This window comes from Streptomyces lateritius (genome assembly GCF_014649715.1).
Taxonomy (GTDB): Bacteria; Actinomycetota; Actinomycetes; order Streptomycetales; family Streptomycetaceae; genus Streptomyces; species Streptomyces lateritius.
Map to the genome: position 1 here is coordinate 73,582 of NZ_BMTO01000023.1, position 18,567 is coordinate 92,148.

Annotated in this window: 20 protein-coding genes and 3 pseudogenes; 9 read left to right on the top strand and 14 right to left on the bottom strand. The window is 66.8% G+C overall.

All coding sequences use genetic code 11. The features are described from left to right. Positions 1–15: 15 nt before the first annotated feature. Positions 16–375 carry a DUF6233 domain-containing protein gene (locus tag IE136_RS33230; RefSeq protein ID WP_189602337.1) on the top strand — a complete coding sequence of 120 codons (360 nt, stop codon included), beginning with the start codon at positions 16–18 and terminating at the stop codon, positions 373–375. Positions 376–546: 171 nt separating this feature from the next. Here IE136_RS33230 and IE136_RS33235 read toward each other — a convergent pair whose 3' ends face one another. From IE136_RS33235 to IE136_RS33245, 3 genes are all read right to left on the bottom strand, one after another. Continuing rightward, the gene (locus tag IE136_RS33235) at positions 547–1,602 is read right to left on the bottom strand and encodes a zeta toxin family protein (protein ID WP_189602338.1); all 1,056 of its coding nucleotides are present in this window, start codon (positions 1,600–1,602) and stop codon (positions 547–549) included. Further along, on the bottom strand, positions 1,599–1,910 hold the full coding sequence (locus tag IE136_RS33240) for a hypothetical protein (RefSeq protein ID WP_189602339.1): 312 nt from the start codon (positions 1,908–1,910) through the stop codon (positions 1,599–1,601). Before IE136_RS33240 ends, IE136_RS33235 begins: the two co-directional genes overlap by 4 nt. 414 nt (positions 1,911–2,324) lie before the next feature. Then, positions 2,325–3,170 carry a hypothetical protein gene (locus IE136_RS33245; RefSeq protein ID WP_189602340.1) on the bottom strand — a complete coding sequence of 282 codons (846 nt, stop codon included), beginning with the start codon at positions 3,168–3,170 and terminating at the stop codon, positions 2,325–2,327. Between the two features lie 210 nt (positions 3,171–3,380). Here IE136_RS33245 and IE136_RS33250 point away from each other — a divergent pair, with 210 nt between their 5' ends. From IE136_RS33250 to IE136_RS33260, 3 genes are all read left to right on the top strand, one after another. Beyond that, the gene (locus tag IE136_RS33250) at positions 3,381–4,520 is read left to right on the top strand and encodes a tyrosine-type recombinase/integrase (RefSeq protein WP_189602341.1); all 1,140 of its coding nucleotides are present in this window, start codon (positions 3,381–3,383) and stop codon (positions 4,518–4,520) included. 400 nt (positions 4,521–4,920) lie between these two features. Next, entirely contained in the window at positions 4,921–5,613 is a 693-nt protein-coding gene (locus tag IE136_RS33255) for a hypothetical protein (protein WP_189602342.1), read from the top strand. After that, a complete protein-coding gene (locus IE136_RS33260) occupies positions 5,499–6,233 on the top strand; it encodes a tyrosine-type recombinase/integrase (protein ID WP_189602343.1) in 735 nt (244 codons plus the stop codon). Before IE136_RS33255 ends, IE136_RS33260 begins: the two co-directional genes overlap by 115 nt. Positions 6,234–6,452: 219 nt before the next feature. Here the strand turns inward: IE136_RS33260 and IE136_RS33265 are convergent, their stop codons facing one another. Continuing rightward, positions 6,453–7,760 (bottom strand): lipase family protein, encoded by a 1,308-nt coding sequence (locus tag IE136_RS33265; RefSeq protein WP_189602344.1) that lies wholly within the window; start codon positions 7,758–7,760, stop codon positions 6,453–6,455. Between the two features lie 173 nt (positions 7,761–7,933). Here IE136_RS33265 and IE136_RS37035 point away from each other — a divergent pair, with 173 nt between their 5' ends. Next, entirely contained in the window at positions 7,934–8,464 is a 531-nt protein-coding gene (locus tag IE136_RS37035; RefSeq protein ID WP_506417215.1) for a DUF6233 domain-containing protein, read from the top strand. Here IE136_RS37035 and IE136_RS33270 read toward each other — a convergent pair. Both IE136_RS33270 and IE136_RS33275 read right to left on the bottom strand, forming a co-directional pair. After that, complete coding sequence (locus IE136_RS33270; protein WP_189602345.1) at positions 8,439–10,097, bottom strand: hypothetical protein; 1,659 nt, start codon at positions 10,095–10,097, stop codon at positions 8,439–8,441. The genes IE136_RS37035 and IE136_RS33270 overlap by 26 nt on opposite strands. A 193-nt stretch (positions 10,098–10,290) precedes the next feature. Beyond that, entirely contained in the window at positions 10,291–11,430 is a 1,140-nt protein-coding gene (locus tag IE136_RS33275) for an HlyD family secretion protein (protein WP_189602346.1), read from the bottom strand. 833 nt (positions 11,431–12,263) lie between these two features. Between IE136_RS33275 and IE136_RS33280 the strand changes: the two genes are divergently transcribed. Next, positions 12,264–12,443: a hypothetical protein gene (locus IE136_RS33280; protein WP_158993584.1), complete on the top strand. Its 180-nt coding sequence runs from the start codon at positions 12,264–12,266 to the stop codon at positions 12,441–12,443. A gap of 338 nt (positions 12,444–12,781) precedes the next feature. Here the strand turns inward: IE136_RS33280 and IE136_RS33285 are convergent, their stop codons facing one another. From IE136_RS33285 to IE136_RS33300, 4 genes are all read right to left on the bottom strand, one after another. Next, complete coding sequence (locus IE136_RS33285) at positions 12,782–12,976, bottom strand: hypothetical protein (protein WP_189602347.1); 195 nt, start codon at positions 12,974–12,976, stop codon at positions 12,782–12,784. Beyond that, positions 12,973–13,188, bottom strand: a complete 216-nt coding sequence (locus IE136_RS33290) for a hypothetical protein (protein WP_229819419.1) — start codon at positions 13,186–13,188, stop codon at positions 12,973–12,975. The genes IE136_RS33285 and IE136_RS33290 overlap by 4 nt, the downstream gene beginning before the upstream one ends. A 243-nt stretch (positions 13,189–13,431) precedes the next feature. Beyond that, the gene (locus tag IE136_RS33295) at positions 13,432–13,578 is read right to left on the bottom strand and encodes a hypothetical protein (protein WP_189602349.1); all 147 of its coding nucleotides are present in this window, start codon (positions 13,576–13,578) and stop codon (positions 13,432–13,434) included. 381 nt (positions 13,579–13,959) lie between these two features. Beyond that, complete coding sequence (locus tag IE136_RS33300; protein ID WP_158993586.1) at positions 13,960–14,343, bottom strand: hypothetical protein; 384 nt, start codon at positions 14,341–14,343, stop codon at positions 13,960–13,962. Between the two features lie 72 nt (positions 14,344–14,415). Here IE136_RS33300 and IE136_RS33305 point away from each other — a divergent pair. The 3 genes and pseudogenes from IE136_RS33305 to IE136_RS33315 all read left to right on the top strand — a co-directional run. Further along, positions 14,416–15,033: pseudogene (locus IE136_RS33305) on the top strand (transposase family protein); the annotation flags it as partial. 877 nt (positions 15,034–15,910) lie between these two features. Continuing rightward, positions 15,911–16,306: a DUF6207 family protein gene (locus IE136_RS33310; RefSeq protein WP_189602350.1), complete on the top strand. Its 396-nt coding sequence runs from the start codon at positions 15,911–15,913 to the stop codon at positions 16,304–16,306. A gap of 19 nt (positions 16,307–16,325) precedes the next feature. Next, positions 16,326–16,541, top strand: coding sequence for a hypothetical protein (locus tag IE136_RS33315; RefSeq protein ID WP_189602351.1), 216 nt, complete (start codon positions 16,326–16,328; stop codon positions 16,539–16,541). Between the two features lie 103 nt (positions 16,542–16,644). On the opposite strand, the gene IE136_RS33320 is transcribed toward IE136_RS33315, so the two are convergent. From IE136_RS33320 to IE136_RS33330, 4 genes and pseudogenes are all read right to left on the bottom strand, one after another. Then, the gene (locus IE136_RS33320) at positions 16,645–17,100 is read right to left on the bottom strand and encodes a hypothetical protein (RefSeq protein WP_189602352.1); all 456 of its coding nucleotides are present in this window, start codon (positions 17,098–17,100) and stop codon (positions 16,645–16,647) included. Positions 17,101–17,256: 156 nt separating this feature from the next. After that, on the bottom strand, positions 17,257–17,670 hold the full coding sequence (locus IE136_RS36225; protein ID WP_229819421.1) for a resolvase: 414 nt from the start codon (positions 17,668–17,670) through the stop codon (positions 17,257–17,259). Positions 17,671–17,776: 106 nt separating this feature from the next. After that, positions 17,777–18,163 (bottom strand): annotated as a pseudogene (locus IE136_RS36230) (recombinase family protein); the annotation flags it as partial. Between the two features lie 311 nt (positions 18,164–18,474). After that, positions 18,475–18,567 (bottom strand): annotated as a pseudogene (locus tag IE136_RS33330) (IS5/IS1182 family transposase); the annotation flags it as partial.

An 18,567-nucleotide genomic window follows, 5' to 3' on the forward strand; every position in this document is an offset into this window, starting at 1 on the left:
GCCCTTTGATGCGAGGTGGAGGCGGCGGAGTACTGGGTGTGGCTGGAGCCGCCGACGCAGGTGCGGGCCATGGAAGGCGCGTCGTACGACGACGTCCCGCTCAAGCTCCTTCCCCCGCCACCGACCTACCCGGAGCCCGGGCCCGGCGAGCCGTGGGGCTGGGTGCTGGAGCGGCTTCCGCAGCGCGGTAGCGGCCCGGCGGAGTCCGTGCTCCACGTGTCCGACTGCCCTGAGGCACCGGCCGGTGCCCCCGTGCTCAGGCTCGACCAGGCCCTCACCGCCGCCCAGCACCCCCGGACTCGGACATGCACCCTGTGCCGCGCGGCGACCGAACTGGACCCGCTGCTGCGGGACTTCGACCACGACACTGACTGACGTCACCGGCTGGGACGACGGCGGGAGGGTGCACGAGGAACGCCCCCTTGTTACGCGGCCGAGGATGCACACTCGGCAAGGGGTGTTCCTCGAGCACCTGGTCCGAAGGCAGGTGTGAAGTCGAACTGCGCGGCGTCGATGACAAAGGTGAAGAGCACCGACGTCGCGTGGTTACCGGCTTCGTCCGCGGCCGGTGTCCGGCCCCTCGGGCCGGTGCTGAGGAGCCTGACGCTCGGGGCTGGAGCCGGAGGCCGGTCCGCGTCCCGGCTGGTCCTGCCTTCGGGTGGCGGTGGTGCTGCGGGACCGGGCGGCCGCAGAGGACGGTCGCGCCGGCGTGAGCCGCTGGACGTCTGCTGGCTTCAGGATGGGAACCGCGTTCCGCTCGATCCTGGCCAGCCGCTCCGGCCACTCCGGGCCGCGGTCGCGGCTGGCCTCACGCAGCCGCAGCTGGGTGTCGACGAACTCCTTGCTCTCGGCGCCCGTCAGGGGGTGGGCGTGCTCGATCTCTAGGCCCCTGCGCAGTTCTGGAGGAGCAACCCACTGCCCGAGGTCGTCGAGGCTGTTGCTGTACCGGGGCTTGCTCTCGCCTCGCCGGTAGATGCTCGCCAGGTCGAGCAGCGCGTCACGATCGACGAGGTCGGCCAGATCCAGGATGCCCTCGAAGGACTCGTCGGCGTTGGCCTGGACGGTGAGCCGTCCCTGTCCTCGGTCGGCGAGCTGCTCGAAGTACCGGTTCGCGATGCCCTGGTCGCTCACCGCCTTCGCCACGCCCATGAACAGTCCTTCCAAGCGGGCACTGGCCTGCCGGTAGGCCCGCAGCTTGTCCGTTACGGCCTGCGGGTTCTGGGAAGTCTCCTGGACGATGGCGTTGAGCTTGTGGGCGCGGACGTACTCCTCGGCCAGGGCCATCCAGGCACGGCCGTCGGCCCGCGTGCAGGCGGCCATCAAAGTGTCGTCCTGCGCCATCAGATCGTCGTAGGCGGGGTGGTAGGGCTTGTAGAGGTCGCTGTCGACGTCCACGAAACCACCCTGCTGGTTGAGCCTCTCCGCGACGATCGCCGCCAGACGACTCTTCCCGGCGCCGGGCGGCGCGATGATGGCGACGACCGTGGGCGTCTCCTGCGGAACCAGGCCCTCCAGGAGATCGGGCACGATCTCCTGGAAGAAGATCCGCTCGTTCTCTTCCTGCGGTAACCGGTACCGCTCGACCTCAGCGGGATCAATCACGCGTTGCCCTCCCGCACCTTCCGCGCGATTTCCGCGTACCGCCGACGGGCCGCAGCAATCTGCTCCTGGTCTGTGGGCCGCAGCGCCTCGCGCTCGCGGGCGAGCTGTCGTCGGGCCGCGACGGCGGCGTCGATGGCGTCCTGGTCAGGCTCGGGCTTGGCCCGCTCGGCGGCGATGCGGGCGGTGTAGGCGCCCACGGCGCCGTTCACTGCCTCGATCGCGGCCTCGTACGCGGCGGTCTCCTCATTCGACCACTCGTACGGCTCCAACTCGTGCGTAATGGAGACTCCGTTGTTGGATGCGGACATGTGTCCTCCTTCTCGAAGGTGCTGATCATTCTCGTGGACAGGTTGCGAGCAAGGACAGTTCTTTTGGGAGCCAAGTGGCCTGGTCCGGTCTTCGCTGTGGCAGGTCACTCCACCGAGACCGTTGGCTCTCCTCCCCCGCCTCGGGTGAGGGATGCCGTCAGGCGTCTGTGGCGGCGCGCTTGCCGGCGCGGGTGATGGTGTCGCCGATGCCCTTGCGGGACCGGTCCGGCGCACGGCGGGAGGACGGCGTGAGGGTGCATGAGGAACGCCCCCTTCGTCACGGGGCGAAGGACGACCACGCGGGTAGGGCGTTCCTTGAGCGGGTATCGGCGTCCCTGAGGACCAGACGCGCGTCGTCAACGAACTCGGGGGCCTTCTTCTGCGACATCGGCCACTTCGGCCCGGCAGCTTCGGTCAACGGACACTCTCCTCGATTCCCTCGCCGGATCCGGCGGGCTGGGCGTCGCGGATGTTGGCGCGGTTGGCGGCCTCGCGCAGGGCTGCGGCGCGGGCCCGGGAGCGGGCGGCTTCCTGGGGGTAGTCGATCTTGGGGTGGAGGGGGAGGCCTCCGCGCTCACTTTCGCGGATCATGCGTTCCTGGAGTTCGGCGTGGAATTCCCAGAGGTCGGCCTCCGCATGGGGGTCGGGCAGCAGCTGGTCGATCCGCATGCGGAAGGCGGCGTCCCCTACGAGCAGCGACATCTCCCGAGTCGAGTACCGGGGCAGGCTGCCGCTGACCGGGTGTTCCTGGTCGGCCCAGCCGTCGTGCCGGCGCAGCCAGCGGTCCAGCTCGGCGGCGGTCTTCTCCGCGCTGCCAGCCGCGGGGACGGCAGCGCCCGGTGCGTAGCGGGCGCCGTAGGGGATGCGCCGGTCGTCGGCGGTGCCGTCCGCGTGCCGACGCTCGGGCTTCTCGAATGGCTCGGTCCATTCGTTGACGTACTCGGCGAAGCGGGCGTGGGCGGACTGCTTGGTGATGCCCAGAGCTTCGCCGATGTCCTCCCAGCTGGTGCCGCGCTCGCGCTCGTAGACGACGGCGCGGCGCTGGGCGTGCTCGGCGAGCCGGAGCAGTTCGGCGGCCTCGCGCACGAAGTCGCCCGGCGCGACCGTGCCGGAAGAGTCGTCGTGGGTTCCGACGCGGCTGAGCGCGGTCTCAGCCGTGTCGCGGTGCGCGTCGGAGAGCATGAGGCGCGCGAGGGCGCCCCTGGTGTACGGGTGGTCCGGTTCGGCGCTCGTGTCGGTCTGCGGGCTCATCTCGGTCATGCTCGTCAGCATAGAGCTGACACCCCTGCAATGTCAGGCGATGCCTGACTTGTGGTGAGCGTCAGGCCGAAGTGACCAGCATCATTTGATGATTGATGCTGACCACACACGTTTGTCAGAGGAAGCCTGACAAGGGATTCAAGTCAGATGGTGGCTGACATGCAGTGCGCCGCCGTGAAGTGACAGGATAATTACGGTTATCCTGTCAGGATGCTGACACCGGATCAGGATGTACTGGAATCAGGTGAATCGCCCGACACGCCGGGTTCGGAGGTGGCCCGTTCGCCCCGGTCGACGCTCGCGACCGTCCGGCGCGATCCGCGCGACCTGTGGCCCGAGCACGCGAGGAAGCTGTACGACCATCTGCTCGCGCTGTACGGCGAGGGCGATCCGCTGCCGACGCTCGCCGCGTCCTGGATCGCGCACCAGCGGTCGGTGAACACGCAGAAGTCGTACGCCCGCGGCTTCAAGGTGTTCGAGGAGTTCGCCCGGGAGCACGGCACCCACCCCATGGCCGTGAAGTTCACGCTCGCCGACGGGTTCCGGCTCTGGCTGGAGGCGACCCCGACGTGGGTGCGGGTCAAGGGCGGCCGACGGGGCGAGATGGCCCGTACCGGCAAGCCGTACTCGGACGCCTCTCGGGCCAACTCCCTCTCCGCGGCCTCCTCGTTCTTCGCCTTCCTGGACAAGGTCAGCGATGACGGCGTGAAGAACCCGTTCGACGCCGTCCAGCGCCCGTACCTCGATCCGGACTTCTCCTCGACGCCGGGCTACACCGAGCAGGAGTGGGCAAAGTTGCTGGTCACGGCCCGCGACGAGCATCGCATCGCGGCGTACCGCAAGCGGACCTACGCTATGCTCCTGGTGCTCTACACCTGCTGCCTGCGCATCGACGCGCTGCTCAACGCCCGCGTGGAGGACCTCGGCGACGACACGGGTCACCGGGTGCTGTTGCTAGAGAAGGTCAAGGGCGGCGGCCGGGCGAAGAAGGCCATCCCGCCGGCGGCGTGGGACGCGCTCCAGGACTACCTCGACGGCCGGAAAACAGGCTGGCTGTTCTGCACCTCCAGCGGCGGCCAGCTCGACGAACCGGCCGTGTGGCGCACTCTCCAGTCCCTCGCCAAGCGTGCCAACCTGCCGCTGCGCGGACCGCACGGCACCAAGGTCGACGCCATCACACACGCACTCGCCAAGCCCAACGCGCGCCCGGACAAGGTCCAGAGCTGGGCCGACCACCGAGATTCCCGCACCACCCAGCGCTACAACAAGCGCAAGGGGCTCCTCGACGACAGCCCTGGCTACGGGCTCGCGGCGGACGTCGCCGGGGCGCTGGCACGCGACTCCGGCTGATTCTGAGGCGGCGCCTGTAGGGGCTCTGAGCTGGTGAAACGTCACCGCTCAGGGCCCCTTCCCATGCGCGCAACCACTCTCCAACTCGCCTTGCGAGCCCCCCGGTTCACTGCTGAGCTGGACCCCCGCACTCCGCAGCTCCCTGGCACGACTGAGAGTGCCTGGACCTGGGCCTGTTACCTCGTTCGGGTGACCGCAGGCCGTGGGACTGCGGATCAACGAGGCACAGATGCTCGACCTGGACGACGTCCGGTGGGAGCTTGGCCGGTTCGGCAAGCTCAACGGACGAAATTACAGACCGCAAGGCCCAGCACCGCACAGTGCCGCAGTCTGCCGTGCGTGCCTTCTACCTGGACATCGCCCGCTGGGCGGGGGAAGAATCCGCCCGCTGGGGCCCTGGGTGGCGCCCTGCCCGATCAAGGTGGCCGAGACCGCCGACCGTAAACGCCTCACCCGGACCAAGGCGCGGATGGACCAGCGCACCCGCGAACGCCTGCCCCTGCTGGAGACCTTCGCCCAGGCGGCTGCCGAGCACCACCGGATTGCCTCCGCCCACCTGGAGACCGCCCGCAACGTCCCGCCCGGCGGCCGGTTCACTCTCGACGGCGCCCCCTACACCCGCGGCACGAACTCGGCCGGCGCCGCCGCGCGCGACGCGGGCGGCCGCCTGGTGCACCTCGACCGCGTCGAGCACCGCGCCTTCTGGGCCTGGGCGAGCATCGAGTTCCTGCGCCACACCGGCGCCCGCGTGGAGGAGATGCTGGAGACCACGCACCACGCGATGATCCAATACCGGCTGCCCACCACTGGCGAGATCGTCCCCCTGCTACAGATCGCCCCGTCCAAGACCGACGTCGAGCGCGTCCTGCTGATCAGCCCCGAGCTCGCCGACGTCCTGGCCACGATCATCCGCCGTGTCCGCGACCCCAAGACCGGCCTGATCCCGCTGGTCACCCGCTACGACTGCGAAGAGCGCCAGTGGAATGCGCCTGCGCCGGTGCTCTTCCAGTACAACCGCGGCGGGAGCCCTCCACCCTCAACTCCCAGACTGTCCGCGAGATCCTCAAGGAAACCGTCGCCTTCATGCAGCTGACCGACGCCACCGGCCAGCCGCTGACCTTCACCCCGCAAGACTTCCGCCGGATGTTCATCACCGACGCCATCCGCACCGGCCTACCACCCCGCATCGCCCAGGTCATCGCCGGCCACGCCAACATCAACACCACCATGGGCTACAACGCTATCTACCCCGCCGAGACGATCGAAGCCCACCGAGCCTTCATCACCCGCCGCCGCACCCTGCGCCCCGCCGAGGAGTACCGCATTCCCACCGACGCCGAATGGGAAGACTTCCTCGGCCACTTCGAACGCCGCAAACTCTCGGTTGGCACCTGCGCCCGCGCCTACGGAACCGCCTGCATCCACGAACACGCCTGCGTCCGCTGCTCCCTCCTGCGACCGGACCCCGCCCAGCGCGGCCGCCTGGTGGAGATCCGCGACAACCTCCTCGACCGGATCACCGAAGCGAAGCGGGAGGGCTGGCTCGGTGAGATCGAGGGGCTCCGCGTCAGCCTTGCCGGCGCCGAATCCAAGATCGGCCAGATCGACTCAGCGACAGCCGGCGGGCCAGTCCTGCTGGGGCTTCCCGCTTCGCGGTCTGCCAGTAGGGCTGATCAGACACCATGCGAGGAAGGGGCCGGGTCAAGGTGGTGATCCACATGGCCGTACCGGTCTGTACGTCTCCTTCGTCCGGGTCTCACTTCCGATCGCACCTCACCGTTCCTTGTTCGTCCTGCCCCTCCTCACGCCAGACCGCGTGATGTGGACCGATACGCCGCTGGTGGTCAAAATGGCACCTGCAGGCTCGGAGCCTTCGGGGAAATAGTGACGCTTGAATTCCTGAGCCTAATGAAGCCGACGCGATCGCCCCCGTCAGTCTACGTGGTTGAATTCTGCAGCCACCTCGCTTGCAAGTCTATGCTTCCTCCAGGCCTGGGGATCAGTCAAAGCTGAATGGTCGAACCAGAGCGGAACTTTGAGAGTCCGCACCCTCTCGGACGGAAAGTTTCCAGTGACCGGGGTGCGATGGAAGCCCGTCCAACACCGGTCCAGCATCACGACGAAGTCGAATTTAGGACGCATAGCAATGATGCGTTTGATTCTTTCCCCAATGAGGCTCCACTCGGCCTGGCTTCGCTGGTGGGGTGGAGTGTGAAGCATGACTAGCATGTCGATGGAAAGCCCGTTGAACGCTGCCGCGTTCAACGCGACGTTGCCGCCATGGCTATGGGCGATGACCTTCTTGAAACGTGGGGCTGAGTGTTTGGCTGCCCACTGGGCCAAGTCGCGCGCCGCTGCAATCCGGTCCTCCACTGTATAGCCGCCGGTCCACCGGTAGTGATCGTCACGGTCATAGAGATCTTCCCCTACCGCGATCAGAGTTCCGTCGTTTGGGTCGTCTACTCCAGGTTCATTTTGGAGATAGCGGAAGAGCGTCTCTCCCGGCCTCCACCATGAGGGCCGCCTAAACCGCGTCCATGTACCGGGCACGATGATGGACGTCCAAGCCAACTCATCGCCGTCGTTCGGCTCATTGTCCTGCGGCAGGGTCTTTAGAATCGGATGTCCGGGTGCCACCCGAAGTAGTGCTTCGATCGCGATTTGCTGGATCGTCTCGCTGTCAGATGTACACCCGTCCGCCAGGGCTTCAATTGTGGGCCACCACAGCGTCGTTTTGCGTTGCGCAAGCAGGGCAGCCGACACAACTCGGACGACTTGGTGATGGCTGAGCTGGCCGACATGCAGCAATGTGGCGGCGGCTGCGGCCGGGTCATCGCTCGTCCGTACAGCGTCGTAGAGCCGCGGCATCATCTCAAACGCCCGCCCGCCCAGCTCACTTTCCCACCAGCGGTCCGGTGCTGGAGTGATCTGGTTCGTGCTCTCTGACTGGATCGGCTGAGACCAGCCGGGATAGTTGAGCCATCTAAAGGGGAGTCGCTCATCGAAGTGGTCCTGCACGAAGAGCTCAGCCCACGGGGCGATAAAATCAGGCGTCAGCTCCGGAACCTCCGGAATATTTAGATGGTAAGCATCCTCTTCCTCTTGGAGTACGACTCGATGGCCGTTGAGTTGGAGACCCAACCCCAAGATCTGGGCGGCCTGTGACCAGGCAGCCACTTCGCCTTCTTTAAGGAAGGCGTCCATTCCAGTTGTCGGGTCTTCGATCAACGGCTCTGACATAGCCCACTCCCTCTCTTGGCGATCTGTTCATCAGACTCACTGATGGCACAGACACCGCGCCAGGCGACCCGCACGAGCACAGCGCCGACTCACTCCCAGGAACCCATCGGACACGTGCAGATGGCCTTGGCGTAGCCCCGCCTTCACCATGTACGCCCCATTCCCCGAGGTCGGTGGCGATCGCAGTTCAGAGAAGTCACCAACCCAAAACTGATCGCGCCGCTCCATACCGGCCTTGGCATCGGGCACCTCCCCGGCTGCTCCCCTGGGGTGGACAGCCTAAATCGGCACGAGCTGGGCGGCACCCCGCCTACGGCGAGCGCAGTCGGCAGTGCGGACGACCGTCCCGGCTGTGCGGGCGGGCGCTGGAGGGCCCAGGACCATCGGGTGCCGGGTGCCGGATCGGCGGCTGCGTGCTGGCCAAGAGGGGCCTCGGCGTGGACGACCTGACCGCGCGGCGCGCCCTGGTGGAGGGCGTCAAAGCCTGCGCCGTGTGCAGGCCCGACACCTATCGACGGCTAGAGGGCGTCCGGCCGTGCGGGCTCTGGTCACCCCCCCCGGCCGGACAGGCGGCCGGCGGTGGATCGGTGCGCAACAGCGGTCAGCTGGCATTGCGGGGCTTTCGGGCCGACGGCCTTCTTCGCCGGCGTCTTCTAGAAGGCGCCTCATCCCTGTACGTCAGTCCAGCGGCAGGCTGTCACTGACAACGTCGGTGTCGGCTTCGGTATCGGTTTCGGTATCGCCGTCGTTGTCACCGGCCAGGGAGCCTTCCCCAAGGGTGAGACCTATCCGTACACCTCCGTATGACGACTGGACCAGCCACGGCGGGAGGAGACGCGCCCACCTGGCGGGCCCTGTGAGTGGCGGATACAGCAGCTGGAACGGAGCCTTCATAAATTGATACCGGCGAGGATCGATGAGTGCGTGCTCTGTTGCCCACATGGGGGTGACATTGAACGGGCGATTGAAGATGCGCTCGTATTGTCTCGGCCCGATCGACCGACGGACCCTGGCGGACAACGAGCCGGGTGCTGGGTTCCGGGGAAGCGTGTGTGACAACTCGATGCGTTCCACGGAGCGGGGGAAGTGAGGGTTGGATCGGCTGCGGGCAGCGACGTCACCAAGGTCGTACACTTGCTGGTTGCGGGCCCTGGCAGCCGCTCCCCAGTTCATGTTTCGTGGACGCCCGAAGCGCAACTCACGTGCGCCCATGCGGCCAGCACCAGCGCCGAGCGACACTGCGCCTTCCGCCAATCCACCCAAGAATGCACCCTGTTCAAAGCCCTGGCTCGTGCCGGTGTACACGGTCCCGGCGACACCGCCGAGCAAGCCGCCCGGTGAGCTGGTACCAAGTGTCGCCGATACGGCCTCGTTCATGGCCGCATCTTGCGCGGCCGTGGTCTTGCCGGTGTAAGAGGCGCCCAGTTCCGTGCCGCTGCTGAGGGATGCGGCCGCCCCGCTTGCCAGCATCAACGCCCCGGTCAGGCCGGCAACCCAGCCGACAGGGTTCGACAGAATGATGACGACACCGATTGCGCCAGTCGCTGTCCCCAAAAGCAGTCCCGCCCCACCACGATTCCAGAAATTGCGCTCGCCGTCTGTGTCCGGGCTGTTCTCAGGGCGTGGTGGTGGCGCCTTCGGCGGCCGTGACGGACGTACACCATGGACGTGCACCTCCGCGACGCCGTCATCTCGCGGCGGTGGACGCAAGCCATGGATATGAACCTCGACAGCTTGTTCCGGCTTGCTCGCCGACGCTGGAGTGCCGAGGACGTAGACCGGGTTTCCTGAGGAGTCGCGGCCGAAGTAGACCGCCGAGGAGGATGGCACCTGGGGTGTGGTGTCTGACTCGCTTCGCGGAGGCGGTGCGCCCTCCGGCCGGTACCAGGGGCGGGAAGCGTCCGTTTGACCTGGCTGTTCCGTGGGGGAGCCCAATAGCCTGCGCTCGGCAGCTCCTGTGCCTGTGTCGGGTGGCTGCCGTGAGTCCCCGCGGTCAAGCGTCTCCAGTCTGCGGACACCGCCCGTGCCGCCATCCTGGTCTGTGCCGAAGCGTAGGTGTCCACGGAAGTTGGCCTCACCGTAGCCCGTAGCCTGATCAACCTGACCCGCCGTCCGGTTCACAAGCCCGGTCGGCCCATCGACACCCATTTGCCCGTACGTGACAACTTCGTGGAGTTGTCCGCGCATGTTCCTGCTGTCGTCGGAGGTTCCCTCGCCGGTGGCCATGCGCCGGGCGGTGCTTTCGCTCTCCTCGAATTGCCACCTTGTGGACAGATCGTTGCCCAGGTCTTCGAAGTTGATACCGCTAGTCCAGTAGAGGCCGAGTACTGCACCCACCGGCCCTGGCACTTGGGCAAAGTATTGTCCAAGTGACCACTGGATAAGTCCCTCTGGCGGAACCCCCGATCCTGTGTCTCCTTGGCTACCCCCACCGAAGATGGAATCTATCAATCCTCCGAGATCAAACACGGTGGACGCCTTTTTCGCTGTGATTTGTTCTGGTCGCGGCTGCGTAGGACACGAGGGCCCGTCAGGTCGCGGTGATCGAGATGGTGGTGCTCTCGAAGTCGAAGTTGTAGTTCAGTGGGAGAATCGGGCTGCCACCCGCAGTTCGGTTGGTGCAGCGGACGAGTACGTCCCATTGTTCGTCGACTGATTCGTGTCCGCGGACGGATGCGACAACACCCTCGATCGTCGATGGGAGGCCGCCAGGTGCATCGAAGAGCGTGGTGCTGACCGAAACTTTGTTGTTGAGTCGCAGCATGCCGCGGTACTTGATCGTGCCAACGAGGTACACCGACGTGTCGTCCTCCACACGCACTACCGGCTGTCCGGCGCTCACAAAGTCACCGGTGTTTCGGAAGACGCCCGTCACGACTCCAGCAAATGGCGGTACCAGCATCGTGTCAATGTAGGCGCTTTGCAGCTTCCTGATCTGCTGATCGAACGCGGCCAGCTCATTTGGGAATGTAGTGGCCGCAGACTCGCACATCTCTCTCATGCGTATGGCTGACAAATATTCCTGCCGCTGAGCGATTCGAGCGCGGCGGTATTTGATTTCATTCTCCAATGAAGGCATTCTGTACTCGTAGCCTCTTGTCTCAGAATGGCTTACCGCGTTGTTGTCGTAATGGGCTCCCCCGAAGGGGTCGTCGAGAACAGCCGAGAAGGTGGTGTCAGACACTGTCTTCTTTATGGGGTTTCCCGAGAGTCCGTCCGCTGTGTACAGGTTGTCCAGGGTTCCGTGCAGTATATTTGTGTTACTCTCGAGGTCACTGACGAGCCTGTGCACGACCGCCGACTGCTCCGATGGATTATCGAAGTAAACGCGCCTGGCGATTGCCATGACCTCGTCTGAATAGGTTGTGAGGTAGGCGTTCTGACGCATTCCTATGGCTTGGTCCAGTTCTGCCCTCGCAGGTTCGGCTCGCAGCGCGGATAGTACATCAGCTTGCATGGTGGATTGGATGGCCATGGAGTCCCATACGAGCCTACTCTTGTCGCCTGTTGTGGCCCCCAATCCGTTATACAGGCCCTCGAGATCATAAGAGGCTACTGCCTTGCCAAGCAACGAGTCGGGCTGGAAGAGGATAATTCCGTCGACGGGGTAGCATAGATCTACTGACTTTACCGGTCGAACACGGAGATTAACCGCTTTGCCATTCGCCATCTGAACCACCGTTCCGTTATGTTCCTCAGCCAGGGCCGGACGGCCTCAGCGCGGGCACCACCAGGGAGCAGGACACCGTGGTGTCGGTGCTGCAGTTAGCAAAGACGCCCCGGAGCCCCTGCACAGGGATCGTCCAGCATTCCCCAGGCTGCAGCGTGCCGTAGGAGGTCGACGCGCTCGAGCCTGACCCCTCGGAGCCGACGTCGATCGGATCACCAAGCGGGTCGTTCCTAATGACGAGCAGCAACGGCCACGTGAAAGCGACACTGAGTCCGCCGGAACCCCACAGGTATGTCTTGCCACGAACCGGAATCGCGTAGCTGTACATGGCAGTCGCCGACCTCACCTTCGGAGCTCAGACCGCCATCTCGACTGACAGCGGGCACGAATTGATGGATGAGCCGCGCGGACGCCCCTTGTGTGAGGGCCTTGGACGCCGTCCCTTCCATGGCAACTCAGCCGCGAGCGATCCGCCACTTGGGGGTGATGCACCCTGCAATGGCCATCCAGCGGCACGGCGCTCACCGCCAGCTGGCTGCCCCGTGCGCTCGCCGACGGCCGCGCCGGGGCCTTCGCCGACGCACGCCAGCGGTGCGGGAAGTGAGCCTGGCCTCCGATGCTGCTCCCTAGGAGGTGGCGGGCGGTCAGGTCGGCCCGGGTTCGGAGGCTGCCGCACGGCATCCTGGGGCACGGCAGCCGCAGCCCTGCGCCCGTACGCGCCAGGCCGCCAGGACGGATCGCGATGGCGGCCGCGTTGCTCCGCCTTGTCGGCTGACCCGTCCCGGCGGGCCGGGAGCGTGCCGCAAATGCCCGGATGGCGCACGCTGGGGGTCATGAGCAGCGCGCCGATCGTCGTCCACCGGCCTTCGCCGAGCGGAGGCCGGCGGGTGACCGCGCGCCGCACTGGACGCGACGAGATCCTCGGCCTGGCGCACTCAGACCACGACCGGGTCGTATTCCTCGTAGCTGCGGGTGTGATCGACCCGGAGCAGGTGCTGGACGATCCGCACTAGGTGAAGTGGCGCGGCGGCCGGGCGCAGGAGTGGGACGCCGCGTGAGACTCCCCGGTTCAACGGCTCGCTCATGCCACCCCTTTACGCGATGGTATGAGCGGATCTGTTCCTGGTCTCCGTCGGACCGTCCCGAACCCGTGTGACCTGCAAAAAGGAATGCTGGTTGGACTCGTGGACCGTCCTACGACGTGTGCGCGCGTGCGAAGGTCACGTCCAGGGCGGCGGAAGGAGCCGGTCGACGTCGCCCGCCGCGAGCGGAGGCGCACGAGCCTGCAGACGGTGGCCGACTGCATCGGGCGGCGAGGTCCGCGGCTCTCCCGGTACGGAGAGCGGCACGTTCAGCGGCATCGGACGGTGACCTCTCCGGACGTGATGGGGAGGGTGGAGGCGGTGCGGGCGAGCTCCTGGAGCCGGTCGAAGTCCTCGTCGGTCAGCGGACCACCGTCGGTGCGGGCGTAGTCGATGACGATCGGGGCCTTGGGCTGCGGGAACAGTGCTCCCTGGTCGGGGTGGACCTGTACGGGCTCGTTCATCGGACGGTCTCCTTGCTGGTCAAGTCCTGCGTGGCGCGGCCGCGGAGGATGTTCTCGGCGATGGCGCGCTGGGCGGCCGCCGTACGGCGGTGTTCGGTGGCGGCGGGCTCCTCGATGGCGGCGAGCCGCTCGAAGGCCTCGGCGCGGGCGAAGTGCCGGGCGGCCCAGACCGCGCGCTTCTCCTCAGCCGCGTCCGTGCCGGCGGCCTCCATCACCGCGGCGTACGCCTCGTCGCATTCCTGGCGCAGTTCCTCGGTCCGCTGCTGGAGCCGCTTGACCTCGGCGCGGCGGTCGTTGGCCTCCTGGCGGGCGGCCTCGTCGCGCAGGGACGGCAGCAGGCTGCTGATGCCGTCGGGGGTCTCGCCAGTGAGAAGCCAGCCACCCGTCGAGACGGCGGGCGTGCTCGGCCGGGTCGGCGGGACCGTGGCCGATGCCGTTTCGCTGGCGGCCCAGCATCACCCAGGCGCGACCTTGGTGTTCCATCGCTCGTGGGCGGACTGCCGGGAGATCCCGGCCGCGTTGCCGATGGCGCTCCAGCTGGCACCGCGCTCGCGCTCGACGACGACCGTCTGGTCCACCAGCTTGTCGACGATGCCCTGCACGAAGAGGGCGTCGCGGAGGATGCCGCCGTGGTCGTCGCTCGGGTAGGCGCTAAGCGTTGTCCCGTAACTTGGCGCAGGGACTAGCGAGTCACCGCCGCCGGATCGCCTTGTCTGGTTCTGACCCGACTCGCGACTTCAACGGCAGCCCGGCCAATCAGGTCGAATCAGACGCTGGCAAGCGGTCTCCAGAGTTGCGGGACAACCCTTAGTTAAGGCCAGGATCGCTGATTTCAAATACCTACCTGACTCGGGTAAATAGGCGCCTTTGATTTCAAGACTGCCTTCGAGTTCACTAAGGGACATACCCCGCGTTCCCGTACGTTGATCGGTGCGGCTGATTAAAAAGGGTTGTCCCGTAAGTGGTTCTGTGGTTGGTGGGGTTCAGAGGAAGGCCAGCGGGACGTCCTTCTCGATGCAGAGCCGCAGGACGCCCGCCAGTTGGCGTGCGTCCTCGATGTGCTGCTGGAGGAACTGGTCGCCGCCTTCCCGGGCCCACTGGTCGGTGATCGCCTCCAGCCGGATCAGAATCGACGCGCACTCGGCAGGCGAGAGGGCGTCACCGCCGTCATCCGGATGATCGAGGAGCGGCTCCAGAGCGGTGGACACCTCGCTCCACGGATGCTCGCCGCCGAAGCCCCACATCTCGGAGAGGACGAACCCCTCGGCCTCGGCCAGACGTCGCCGAAACGCGGCAAAGCCGCTGTAGGACCAGGAGACATCCGGACTGCTGTTGTCTCCGTCGCCCGGGAAAAGAACCAGCCCCATGTGCCCTCCCTGCTTGCCGAGCACACAGGATCGAGGACAAGGGGCAGCGCCAGCAACTGGGATGATCTTGGTGTGGCTGGTGTGATCACGGCGTCGGAGTCGTCCTGGATGGCCCCGTTCACCGGGCTGAGCCCCCGTGCCTTCGGGAAGCTGGTGACGGTACTACGGCGCAAGGGTGCGGACGCGGTCGGCAAGGGCCGGCCCTGGAGCCTTCAGCTGGAGGACCGGGCACTGCTGGTCGCGGCGTACTGGCGCACGAACCTAACGATGCGGCAGCTCGCCCCGCTGTTCGGTGTGTCCAAGTCGGCCGCGGACCGGATCATCGACCACCTCGGGCCGATGCTCGCGCTCCAGCCCCGCAAGTGGTTCGCCAAGGACACCGTGCTCATCGTGGAGGGCACCCTGGTCCCCACCCGCGACCACACTGTGGCCGAGCGGTCGAAAAACTACAGGTACTCCACCAATCACCAAGTCGTCATCGACGCCGACACTCGCCTGGTCGTCGTGGTCGGCCGGCCGCTCGCCGGAAACCGCAACGACTGCAAGGCATGGGAGGAATCAGGCGCCAAGGCAGCAGTCGGCAATACCCTCACGATCGCCGACGGCGGGTACCCGGGCACCGGACTCGTCATCCCGCACCGCCGCGAGCGCGGCCAGGCCGCACTCCCGGACTGGAAGGAAGAACACAACAGTCGATCCCTCGCCCGCCCGTTCCCGCCTACTGGTGACCTGGGCGCACCGGGCTGCGAGGCGAACTCCCACCACAAGGTGCTGGAGCGGACCCGCGCACTCCGCAGCTCCCTGGCACGACTGAGAGTGCCTGGACCTGGGCCTGTTACCTCGTTCGGGTGACCGCAGGCCGTGGGACTGCGGATCAACGAGGCACGGATGCTCGACCTGGACGACGTCCGGTGGGAGCTTGGCCGGTTCGGCAAGCTCAACGGACGAAATTACAGACCTTGCTGGGCGGGCACGGCTCGCCAGTGCCGTGGTAGGTGTGCGCAACAATCACGCCGAGCACCACCAGCAGCAGCAAAGAGCCCCATATGACGATCGTTATCGGATGGAGGCTAAACCGAGCCGTTATCTTCTGGCGCCGGGTGCGGCGAGCCGGGCTGGCCGCATCGTGACGGTCACCCGTCATGATTCCCCCCAGGATTGCTCGCTCTGCGGACATGAGTACCTGGGCTATTCCCACTTCTGCCCGACCGCATGCGGATCGCCCGGGGGCGAGTAGTAGCGGCTGCTGCCCTCGTACTTCAAGGCGCCCTGGGGAAAGATCTACCGCCGTTACGCCCCGGCCAACTGGAAGCCGCCCACGTACGGGCTGGCCGCCGACGACTGGCCCGACCCGGGCAACCCGCCCCCGGCCCGCACCCGGCGCCGCCTGCGGGCCGTCTAGCCGATTTATCTGGCCACGCCGTCTGGGGGTGGAGTCGGGTTGCTCGGCCGCGGCGCAGACTGCCCTCTCGGCCCGGCCGCAGAGTCCTCGAAGGCGCAGGTCCACTCCTGGGTGAACCGCGCTTGGTTCCGTATCCCCGCTCCAGCGCGGGACGTCTCCTAGTACATGGGAGACATCAGCACGGCGCACCTGTCCGAGCCCGGCCTGGCGGTCGTCGAGATCGTGGCGCAGGACGAGGCGACGGTCCGGGAGGTCGTCGAGCGGCTCACGGGGAGCTGGGCGTCCAGCGGCGTCCCGGCGGTGCGCGAGGGCGGTCACGTGCCGGGACAGCGGACCTTCACCGGCCGCGTGTACGTCGATATCCGGATGCCCGCTCCGGGCAGGACTCGCACGCTGCCGGCGGACTGGGTCCGTTTCCACTCCCCACCGTGGGGCGGCCAATTGGGAACCGAGAAGCCGACGTGCTTGCGGAACCGAGCAGACGGCCCCTCCTGCCGGCGGCAGGCCGCTGAGTGGCCCCGGGGGTATGGGGCAGAGGATCCGTACAGCGGTTGGCGCTGAGAACGATCATGGTCAGGGCGTGAGTGCGCTGACTGACTCGGTTCTCGTACTCTCGGCGGGCCTTGCGCTGGGCCGGGACGGCGGTGACGCGCAGGGTGTAGCCCTGGCCGCGCCGTACGGTCACCCCCTGGTCGAGCGCCGCCCACTCGGCCGGCTCCAGTTCGGCGGTGCGGAGGAAGTTGGCGACCTTGCCCGGCATGTCGAGGGAAACCGGCAGCTCTGGGGGTACCAGTAGTACCCGCCCGAACAACGGAGTAGCCCCTGACCTGGCCCGTTTGCTGTGGAGTCGGTGGGCTTGTTGGGCTGAACGAGTGAATCCGGCGGCGAGCCTGGGCGCATCAGCCAAAGAGCCACCAGACAAAGCGGGAGGCCCACATCTGCAACCAGCTCAGGTCAAGGATGAACGCAGCAGAGGCGGCGAACACGAAGCCACGTCGCAGCAGGACACTGAGCTTGGTCAGGCCCTCCTCGAAACCCGGCGCCCATGGGTCCGGGGCAAGCCGTCGTACGCTCCACACCCACAGGCCTGGAAGAAGACCGAAGGTGCCACCCAACGCAGCCCAATCCTCAACGGCATCGTCAGTCGGGATCCAAATCCAGGCCGTTACTGCGAAGCCAAGACCGGCCAGTGTCAGGCCTCCGGTCTCCCCGGCCAACTCAGAAAGCGACGTGTGTGCGGCGACGAGTCGCTGGGGCGTCCGCCCACGCACCGTTTGCCAAACGTCGATCGCTGGGCCCAATGTGCTCGTGCCATACGCCATGGCCAAGACGAAGTCCCAGTAGGAACGCGACATTGCAAGCTCCCGGATACTTTCTGAGGCAAAGGATGCCGTAGGGGGATCTTCACTACCAGGTGCCACACACAGCCCTGGCCCACCCGGGCGGCTCATAGAGCTGCGCCATAAGGTAACGGCCTCGACATCGATAGCAGCCGTTGGCGCTGAGAACGGTCACGGGGCGAGCGCGCTGACGCGGTTCTCGTACTCGCGCCGGGCCTTGCGCCGTGCCGGGATGGCCGAGATCCCCGCGGTGCTGTCGAGAGGCTGGCACAGGTCGAGGAGCCGGCGATGGACCGCAGGTAGGGCGGTGACGCGCAGGGTGTAGCCCTGGCCGCGCCGTACGCTCACGGCTTGGTCGAGCGCGGCTCGCTCGGCGGGCTCCAGCTCGGTGGTGCGGAGGAAGTCGGCGACCTTCCCCGGCATGTCGAGGGTGACGGGCGACTCCGGGGCCGGGGAGTCCTCGGAGCCGACGGTGGTGTGCTCGGGCAGGAGGTCGGCGACAGCGGTACGGATGGCACCGCGGCTGACGTCGTGGTCGCGGGCGAGGGCGGCGATGGAGCGGCCGTCCAGGTACGCGGTGCACACGGCGTCCGTCTTGTCGGCCGGGACAGCGGGGCGGCGCCCGCCTTTGTTTGCCCTTGGCCGCGGCGGCGCGCAGACCGTCGTAGGTCAGCTCGCGCTGGAGGTCGCGCTGGAGTTCGCCGGCGGCGGCGAGGGTCTGCACCATGAACTTCACGGTGGACAGCAGCTCGCCGGTGCGCGGGTGGCGGGCGGTGAGATCCATGGCGGAGAACGCGCCGTCGTGGATGTGCAGCGCCACCTGGTCGCGGTGGAGGACATCGAGCACGTCGAGGATGTGCCCGGTGCAGCGTACGAGGCGGAACATCTCGGAGATGTGGACGGTGTCGCCGGGCCGAGCGTAGTCGAGGAGCGCACGGAACTTTGGGCGCTGGAGAGGGTGGAGGCGGCTGGATGTGCCAGGGTCCTCTTCGAAGACGACCGGGTCCTCGATGTCAGCCTCGGCGAGGACGAGGTTCTGCCGGGCGGTCGACACGCGCTTGTAGACCAGGTTCGCCACTCGTGGGCCCCTTTGCCTCCAGGTGCCGCATCACCGCGGTGAGCATCGCCGTGCGCTTCGGCTCCGCCGCCCGCTCCAGCAGCGCAGCTTTCGAGCCGAGCGCGTACCGGGCGACCTCGATAACAGAAATAACAGCAAACAGCCGACATGGCCTCACCTCTGTCGCTTCCGTGGGGAGTCGTGTGCCGGGAGGCCGGAGGGCCGCACTGTCCGTACCGGACCGGCACGTACGACTCGGTTCGACACGAGCCGAAACGATCGGCTGGCTGGGGGACGGGGCCGCCTGATCGTGAGCTGCTGACTGAGCCTTTTCAGCGTTGCCTCTCCAGGGTGAGGACCGCGGCGGCGATGTCCGTCATGCGGTTCGGGCTGCAGCGGCTCCGGCGGAAGATCCGCCAGGACTT

What these genes read in the sequence shown, in the direction of transcription:
- IE136_RS33240 (WP_189602339.1), bottom strand. Translation starts at nt 1,910, where the DNA reads ATGTCCGCATCCAACAACGGAGTCTCCATTACGCACGAGTTGGAGCCG.
- IE136_RS33245 (WP_189602340.1), bottom strand. Translation starts at nt 3,170, where the DNA reads ATGACCGAGATGAGCCCGCAGACCGACACGAGCGCCGAACCGGACCAC.
- IE136_RS33250 (WP_189602341.1), top strand. Translation starts at nt 3,381, where the DNA reads ATGCTGACACCGGATCAGGATGTACTGGAATCAGGTGAATCGCCCGAC.
- IE136_RS33265 (WP_189602344.1), bottom strand. Translation starts at nt 7,760, where the DNA reads ATGTCAGAGCCGTTGATCGAAGACCCGACAACTGGAATGGACGCCTTC.
- IE136_RS33275 (WP_189602346.1), bottom strand. Translation starts at nt 11,430, where the DNA reads ATGGCGAATGGCAAAGCGGTTAATCTCCGTGTTCGACCGGTAAAGTCA.
- IE136_RS33280 (WP_158993584.1), top strand. Translation starts at nt 12,264, where the DNA reads ATGAGCAGCGCGCCGATCGTCGTCCACCGGCCTTCGCCGAGCGGAGGC.
- IE136_RS33285 (WP_189602347.1), bottom strand. Translation starts at nt 12,976, where the DNA reads ATGAACGAGCCCGTACAGGTCCACCCCGACCAGGGAGCACTGTTCCCG.
- IE136_RS33290 (WP_229819419.1), bottom strand. Translation starts at nt 13,188, where the DNA reads ATGGAGGCCGCCGGCACGGACGCGGCTGAGGAGAAGCGCGCGGTCTGG.
- IE136_RS33300 (WP_158993586.1), bottom strand. Translation starts at nt 14,343, where the DNA reads ATGGGGCTGGTTCTTTTCCCGGGCGACGGAGACAACAGCAGTCCGGAT.
- IE136_RS33310 (WP_189602350.1), top strand. Translation starts at nt 15,911, where the DNA reads ATGGGAGACATCAGCACGGCGCACCTGTCCGAGCCCGGCCTGGCGGTC.
- IE136_RS33320 (WP_189602352.1), bottom strand. Translation starts at nt 17,100, where the DNA reads ATGTCGCGTTCCTACTGGGACTTCGTCTTGGCCATGGCGTATGGCACG.